Source organism: Tolumonas lignilytica (assembly GCF_000527035.1).
Lineage (GTDB): Bacteria > Pseudomonadota > Gammaproteobacteria > Enterobacterales > Aeromonadaceae > Tolumonas > Tolumonas lignilytica.
The window spans coordinates 1,512,259-1,520,000 of the sequence record NZ_AZUK01000001.1 but is presented as its reverse complement, the minus strand read 5'-3'; the positions used below and the strand labels follow the sequence as shown (position 1 = coordinate 1,520,000).

Below are 7,742 nucleotides of genomic sequence, written 5' to 3'. Positions count from 1 at the left end.
CCCGAAACCGGGTGATCTAGCCATGGGCAGGTTGAAGGTGCCGTAACAGGTACTGGAGGACCGAACCCACTAATGTTGCAAAATTAGGGGATGACCTGTGGCTAGGGGTGAAAGGCCAATCAAACTCGGAGATATCTGGTTCTCCCCGAAAGCTATTTAGGTAGCGCCTCGGACGAATACTACTGGGGGTAGAGCACTGTTTCGACTAGGGGGTCATCCCGACTTACCAACTCGATGCAAACTCCGAATACCAGTAAGTACTATCCGGGAGACACACGGCGGGTGCTAACGTCCGTCGTGAAGAGGGAAACAACCCAGACCGCCAGCTAAGGTCCCAAAGTACTAGTTAAGTGGGAAACGATGTGGGAAGGCTTAGACAGCTAGGATGTTGGCTTAGAAGCAGCCATCATTTAAAGAAAGCGTAATAGCTCACTAGTCGAGTCGGCCTGCGCGGAAGATGTAACGGGGCTAAACTAGTCACCGAAGCTGCGGATTTGCCGTAAGGCAAGTGGTAGGGGAGCGTTCTGTAAGCCTGTGAAGGTGTGTGGTAACGCATGCTGGAGGTATCAGAAGTGCGAATGCTGACGTGAGTAACGTTAAAGGGAGTGAAAGACTCCCTCGCCGGAAGACCAAGGGTTCCTGTCCAACGTTAATCGGGGCAGGGTGAGTCGGCCCCTAAGGCGAGGCTGAAAGGCGTAGTCGATGGGAAGCGGGTTAATATTCCTGCACTTTTTGTAACTGCGATGAGGGGACGGAGAAGGCTAAGTAGGCCAGCGGTTGGTAGAGCTGGTGAAAGGTGGTAGGGAAGTACGGTAGGCAAATCCGCTGTACTATATTCCGAGAGCCGAGACGAAGTGACTACGGTCATGAAGTTACTGATGCCACGCTTCCAGGAAAAGCCTCTAAGCTTCAGGTTACAAAGAACCGTACCCGAAACCAACACTGGTGGTCAGGTAGAGAATACCAAGGCGCTTGAGAGAACTCGGGTGAAGGAACTAGGCAAAATAGTACCGTAACTTCGGGAGAAGGTACGCTGATGTTGGTGAAGAGATTTACTCTTGGAGCGAATGTCAGCCGCAGTGACCAGGTGGCTGGGACTGTTTAACAAAAACACAGCACTCTGCAAACACGAAAGTGGACGTATAGGGTGTGACACCTGCCCGGTGCCGGAAGGTTAATTGATGGGGTTAGCGCAAGCGAAGCTCTTGATCGAAGCCCCGGTAAACGGCGGCCGTAACTATAACGGTCCTAAGGTAGCGAAATTCCTTGTCGGGTAAGTTCCGACCTGCACGAATGGTGTAACCATGGCCACGCTGTCTCCACCCGAGACTCAGTGAAATCGAATTCGCCGTGAAGATGCGGTGTACCCGCGGCTAGACGGAAAGACCCCGTGAACCTTTACTACAGCTTGACACTGAACATTGAACCTACCTGTGTAGGATAGGTGGGAGGCTTTGAAGTGATGACGCTAGTTGTCATGGAGCCGTCCTTGAAATACCACCCTGGTATGTTTGATGTTCTAACCTTAGCCCGTTATCCGGGCCAGGGACAGTGTCTGGTGGGTAGTTTGACTGGGGCGGTCTCCTCCCAAAGAGTAACGGAGGAGCACGAAGGTGGGCTAATCACGGTCGGACATCGTGAGGTTAGTGCAAAGGCATAAGCCCGCTTAACTGCGAGACGGACAGGTCGAGCAGGTGCGAAAGCAGGTCTTAGTGATCCGGTGGTTCTGAATGGAAGGGCCATCGCTCAACGGATAAAAGGTACTCCGGGGATAACAGGCTGATACCGCCCAAGAGTTCATATCGACGGCGGTGTTTGGCACCTCGATGTCGGCTCATCACATCCTGGGGCTGAAGTTGGTCCCAAGGGTATGGCTGTTCGCCATTTAAAGTGGTACGCGAGCTGGGTTCAGAACGTCGTGAGACAGTTCGGTCCCTATCTGCCGTGGGCGTTGGATGATTGAGTGGGGTTGCTCCTAGTACGAGAGGACCGGAGTGAACGAACCGCTGGTGTTCGGGTTGTCATGCCAATGGCACTGCCCGGTAGCTAAGTTCGGAAAAGATAACCGCTGAAAGCATCTAAGCGGGAAACTTGCCACGAGATGAGTCATCCCTAGGACTTTAAGTCCTCTGAAGGGCCGTTGGAGACGACGACGTTGATAGGTGAGGTGTGTAAGCGTAGTGATACGTTGAGCTAACTCATACTAATGACCCGAGAGGCTTAACCATACAACACCCAAGTGGTTTCAAACCCCAATGCTTGTTTGACTGATTGAATGATAGCTTTCCAATGAACCGAATATGCCTGGCGGCGATAGCGCGATGGAACCACCTGTACCCATTCCGAACACAGAAGTGAAACGTTGTAGCGCCGATGGTAGTGTGGCATTCGCCATGTGAGAGTAGGACACTGCCAGGCTTCTAAATTAGACGAAAGTCAAGATGAGTAAAAACAAGAACCCCGCTAATGCGGGGTTTTTTTGTTTTGGTGCAAAATCATCTGCGACCCAGTAATGCTGCACATATAAAAAATTTTGTATCACCGTTCTTATCTTTTTTTATTCTAGCCAAAACCCTTTCTTTATCAACAAGTTCCCAGTCATCCCGTCGTGAGCGAGGTGATTTCACGCCAATACACATCAGATATTCCATGAATAAATGAGCATTTTTAATTTCTGTTAGATGTTGTTCCATATTGCATTGGCTCCTGTGCAGTATTTGGAAGTAGTAAAAGAAGGAGTCCATAGCAGCTATTGTAAACCAGCATGCTTTATGGAGTGGCTGACAAAGTTAATTTGAAGATGGTTTTTTCTTGCCCGCTCTTTTCAGCTTAGACGCTGTTTTTGTGATAATCAAAATAAAATATTTACGAAGATCATTTTTAACAAAAAAGCATCAATCGATGCTCAGTCTCCTATTGGAGCTACTGTTGCGTTCAATAGCTTAATGAGCTCTTGGGGGGCAATCTCGATAGATAAGCCTCGTTTACCACCACTGACAAAAATAGATGAAAGAGATAATGCACTTTCATCCAAAAGGGTTGTGGATGTTTTTTTTTGCGCAAATGGACTTATTCCGCCCAATTTATAACCTGTTACGCGTTCTGCGTCCGTTGGTAGCATCATGGTTAGTTGTTTAAAATGTATCGCTTTGGCTGATAATTTCAGATTGAGGCGTGTATTTACAGGAACAATTGCGGTTACGGTATGTTTCTCATGCTGGAGCAAAAGTGTCTTGAAAACTTTATGTTCTTCTACACCTAGCTGATGTGCACAATGCTTTCCAAAATCATCGTGGACATCGCATTGATACGTATGAATTCTGAATGTAGTTCCCATTTTTTTTAGCAGACGTATTGCTGGTGTCATCGCGATTTTTTCCTAGATCAGATCTTGAGAGAAGTGTAATTTTATAACGCAATGAGGATTATGCTCTCCATAATAACATTGCACTATGATTTCATGTTATGAAAAGTAAGTTTGCATTAGAAAACTAGGAAGAAAGATGTGAATCTATCTCAATAAAAATCAATAGATTAAGTTTGGCCAGTATGCTTATGGCTTAAAAAACCGGGTCATTTTTAATATTGACGCCGGCTTATTAACTGAAAAAGTTGTTCAGCGGTCTGCTGATAATGAATTCAGTGTGGTGTTGGCTTATTTAAACTCGCATAGATAAGCCGTATCAACGGTCACTTTCAGCTGGAATTTGCTGTTACCTGGAACATTAAATTCTTGACCTGCAGCGAAGGTTTGCCAATTTTGTTCACCAGGAAGTAGTACCGTTAATGCTCCTCGGATAATAACCATTAATTCCGGTGCACCGGTACCAAATTCGTACTCTCCTGGCGCCATAACACCAACAGTGGCTTTCTGTTCTGCATTATCAAATCCGATAGATTTTACCTTACCGGAAAAATATTCATTAACTTGCAACATAGTTCACGCTTCCTTGTCATTAATAATAGAAAGCATAACACATAGACTGGTTCTTCGTATAGCTAGTTGAGTAATGACAGTAATTAAAAAATAAAGCTGAAATTAATTACAGTATAAATTTCATATAGATATTATTTTTATATTTCTTATCTGGTATATCTGACAGATTATTGATTTTATTTATGCATTATATTGAGTAAATATTAATTATTACTTACAATTTTTTGCACAGTTAAGCACGCATGCGTAATTTTAAATGAATATCAGTGATAGTACTATAATTGATTCTATTATGGCACCAATAGTAGGGCATCACTTGTGTCAAGGTGATGATGTTAGATATCAAGCTGATTTTGAAATTATAGAAAATGAAATCTCCAAGTTGACCAGTTGCCATCGAGAACATAAAACAGATTGGGAGTTAATTAAGAAGATTGGGTATGATATATTGATTAATCATAGTAAAGATTTGCGTGTTATTTGTTGGTTTTCATTGGCAATTTTAAAAACAGGAAATGAAGAAAGGGTTGTTTTTGTTTTTGACTTGCTAAGTGGTTTTATAAATAAATATTTTGATGTTTGCTTTCCCATAAAATTAACATCTAGATTGGCTGTTTTGAGTTGGTTATTTGACCGAATTGAAGTTAATACAAATAACTTTGCGGAAAAGTTATCAAAAGAAAGATTACTAACGGTAATAAATTCTATTGAGTCATGCTGCGAGTTGCTAAATTTAAAATTTGGAAGTGATGCTCCTTTTCTACAACCTAAATTGCACGAATTAAAAAATATATTATATCGAAAAGAATCCGAAGTAATTATACCAGTTATAAGTAAGCATCAAACAGGCTTGGCATCGGCAGATAGTATTTCTGAAACTACCATTACTTCCACAGTTACAGAAGAAAATAGCAGTATTCGTATTGCCCGTGGTTTACAGGAACAATCGCGTCTTCTTATTCCATGGCTTTTGAACAAAGATTTGGCAGATCCAAGGGCCTATCTGCTTACACGTGGTTGTGCATGGTTGCAAATTGTCTCTGCACCTATTGCGGATGAGCAGAAACGTACCAGATTAAAACCACTGCCAATGAATAAATTACAAGAATATCAACAACGTTTAATAGCTGGTGAGTTTTCAACGTTGATTCCTGAATTAGAAATTAGTTTGTCAAAAGCGCCGTTTTGGCTTGATGGTCACTATTGGTGTGCTCAGGCATTGGAAGGATTAGGATTTAATCAGATGGCAGAGCATCTACGTCAGTATTTATATTCTTTCCTGAGTAAATTTACATCAATAGTTGAGCTTTATTTTGACGATGGAACCCCATTTGCTTCTGAACCCACCAAAATATGGTTGGAGTCAGATCACGATTTAACATCAAATCGCCCTGATATTTTTTCTACGCATTCCTCATTGAACGAAATGCCATGGATAACCGCCTATGAAGTGGCGCAGAACAATATTGTAAAAGATCGTTCCTGCCTAAAACAGGAAATTTTAGATCTTCAGCTTATGGCTAATTCAGTAGGTTCTATGCGTGAAAAAGTTATGTGGTTATTAATGTTGGTTAAATTGTGCCAACAATATCTGCGTCATGATCTTGCTTTGCATATTCTGGAGGAAATTGATTTATTGGTTAATCAATTTCACATTTATCAATGGGAGCCTGCTTTGGCTAAGGATGTTTTATTGCTCTGGTTGCATAGTCTGGAGAAGGGAAACTTTAAAAATCAGAAAGACAAAATTAGCGAAATTAAAAATAAACTTTATCGTATGGATATATCCATCGCTTTTTAATTTGGAGTAAAAATGACGGGAAAAGAAGGCTCCGTTGCACCGAAGGAGCGAATTAATGTCACATTCAAACCCTCTTCTGGAGATGGTTTGGAAGAGCTTGAATTGCCATTAAAACTGATGATGGTTGGTGATTATACCTTAGCAAGTGATGAACGTAAGCTTGAGGATCGCAAAGCGAACAATATTAATAAAAATAATTTTAATGAAGTATTAGAAAAGCACGGGCTTACTTTGGATCTACAAGTTCCTAATCGTTTGTCTGTAGATGATACGCAGGAGCAAATGGCTATCAATTTACAATTCAAAACATTGAAAGATTTTGATCCTGCCAGCTTGGTACAACAGGTACCTGAAATGAAGGCTCTGATGGAATTACGCGATGCATTAGTAGCATTGAAAGGGCCGCTGGGTAATGTGCCATCATTCAGAAAAGCAATTGAAGACGTACTAACCAATCAAGAAGCCCGAAATAAAGTATTAGCTGAATTGGGTATGGCTGATAAATAACCATAATTAGGCACGGGATATGAAATTAAAAGAACATGAACAAGCAGTTGTGATGTCGACCCACATTAATATATTGGATCGCATTATTGCCGAAACAAAATTAACACCACAGGATGAAGCCTATGACATCGCTAGGCGTGGTGTCAGTGCATTTATAGAAGAGTTATTAAAAAATAAATCCGCTACTGAACCAGTCAAAAAAGCATTAGTCGATAAAATGATTGCGGCTATTGATGAAAAGTTAGGACGCCAAGTGGATGAGATTTTACATGATGCTCGCTTTCAACAAATGGAATCGGCGTGGCGGGGCCTGAAATTAGTAGTTGATCGGACAGATTTTGACCAAAACATTAAACTGGAAGTCCTTAACGTATCTAAAGAAGATTTATTGGATGATTTTGAGGATGCTGCAGATATTACTCATTCCGGTTTATATAAACATGTCTATACGGCAGAGTATGGGCAATTTGGTGGGGAACCTGTAGGTGCTATTATTGCTAACTATGCATTCGGCCCATCAGCTCCAGATGTGAAAACACTGCAATATTCGGCATCTGTTGCTGCAATGGCTCATACCCCTTTTATAGCAGCAGCTGGCCCTAAATATTTTGGTTTAGAGAGTTTTGAGGGATTGCCAAATATCAAAGACTTAAATGATCATTTTGATGGGCCTCAGTACTCTAAATGGCAAAGTTTCCGCGAAACGGAAGACAGTCGTTACGTTGGTCTGACTATGCCTCGTTTTTTGTTACGACAACCCTACAGTCCTGATGAAAATCCGATTAAATCCTTTGTTTATAACGAAAATGTCACAACCACTCATGAACATTACCTGTGGGGCAATTCAGTCTATGCATTTGCTACACGCCTGACAGAAAGTTTTGCGAAATATCGCTGGTGTCCAAATATTGTCGGGCCACGTTCGGGTGGAGCCGTTACCGATCTCCCTCTGCATCATTTTGAAAGTATGGGAGAAATTGAAACAAAAATTCCGACGGAGATTCTGGTTTCTGATCGCCGAGAGTATCAGTTAGCAGAACAAGGCTTTATTTCTCTGACCATGCGGAAAGGATCGGATAATGCAGCTTTTTTCTCAGCGAATTCAGCACAAAAACCGAAATTTTTCGGTACCAGTGAAGATGGGAAAAAAGCTGAATTGAATTATAAGCTTGGTACGCAGCTACCCTATATGTTTGTTGTTTGCCGTTTAGCTCATTACATCAAAGTATTACAACGAGAACAGATTGGTTCGTGGAAGGAACGGACACAGCTTGAGAATGAATTAAATAAATGGTTGAGGCAATACGTTGCCGATCAAGAGAATCCTCCGGCAGAAGTGCGCAGTCGTCGTCCACTCCGCGCGGCTCAAATTACCGTGGAAGATGTCGATGGGGAACCCGGTTGGTATCGCGTAGGAATCGCGGTACGTCCACATTTCAAGTTTATGGGAGCTGATTTCACTCTTTCTCTGGTTGGAAAACTCGATAAGGAATAAGG

The 7,742-nt window shown here is 42.3% G+C and carries 6 protein-coding genes and 2 rRNA genes (1 of these 8 running past the window's edge); 5 read left to right on the top strand and 3 right to left on the bottom strand.

The genetic code is table 11. From position 1 onward, the window contains the following. Positions 1-2,228, top strand: a 23S ribosomal RNA gene (locus H027_RS0107070); it begins 659 nt to the left of the window's first position. Between the two features lie 75 nt (positions 2,229-2,303). Then, positions 2,304-2,418: ribosomal RNA gene (rrf, locus tag H027_RS0107065) — 5S ribosomal RNA — on the top strand. A gap of 77 nt (positions 2,419-2,495) precedes the next feature. On the opposite strand, the gene H027_RS0107060 is transcribed toward rrf, so the two are convergent. The 3 genes from H027_RS0107060 to ppnP form a co-directional block, all read right to left on the bottom strand. Beyond that, a complete protein-coding gene (locus H027_RS0107060) occupies positions 2,496-2,693 on the bottom strand; it encodes a hypothetical protein (protein ID WP_024871784.1) in 198 nt (65 codons plus the stop codon). 212 nt (positions 2,694-2,905) lie between these two features. Continuing rightward, positions 2,906-3,367, bottom strand: a complete 462-nt coding sequence (gene ybaK, locus H027_RS0107055; protein WP_024871783.1) for a Cys-tRNA(Pro) deacylase — start codon at positions 3,365-3,367, stop codon at positions 2,906-2,908. 288 nt (positions 3,368-3,655) lie between these two features. Next, positions 3,656-3,937, bottom strand: a complete 282-nt coding sequence (gene ppnP, locus H027_RS0107050) for a pyrimidine/purine nucleoside phosphorylase (RefSeq protein ID WP_024871782.1) — start codon at positions 3,935-3,937, stop codon at positions 3,656-3,658. Positions 3,938-4,193: 256 nt separating this feature from the next. On the opposite strand from ppnP, the gene tssA reads away from it, so the two are divergent. Genes tssA through tssC form a run of 3 tightly spaced genes read left to right on the top strand, consistent with a single transcriptional unit; the run spans position 4,194 to position 7,740 of the window. Then, positions 4,194-5,738, top strand: a complete 1,545-nt coding sequence (gene tssA / locus H027_RS18660; RefSeq protein WP_081741419.1) for a type VI secretion system protein TssA — start codon at positions 4,194-4,196, stop codon at positions 5,736-5,738. 12 nt (positions 5,739-5,750) lie between these two features. Continuing rightward, positions 5,751-6,245 carry a type VI secretion system contractile sheath small subunit gene (gene tssB / locus H027_RS0107040; RefSeq protein WP_024871780.1) on the top strand — a complete coding sequence of 165 codons (495 nt, stop codon included), beginning with the start codon at positions 5,751-5,753 and terminating at the stop codon, positions 6,243-6,245. A gap of 19 nt (positions 6,246-6,264) precedes the next feature. After that, positions 6,265-7,740 carry a type VI secretion system contractile sheath large subunit gene (gene tssC / locus H027_RS0107035; RefSeq protein WP_024871779.1) on the top strand — a complete coding sequence of 492 codons (1,476 nt, stop codon included), beginning with the start codon at positions 6,265-6,267 and terminating at the stop codon, positions 7,738-7,740. Positions 7,741-7,742: the final 2 nt, after the last annotated feature.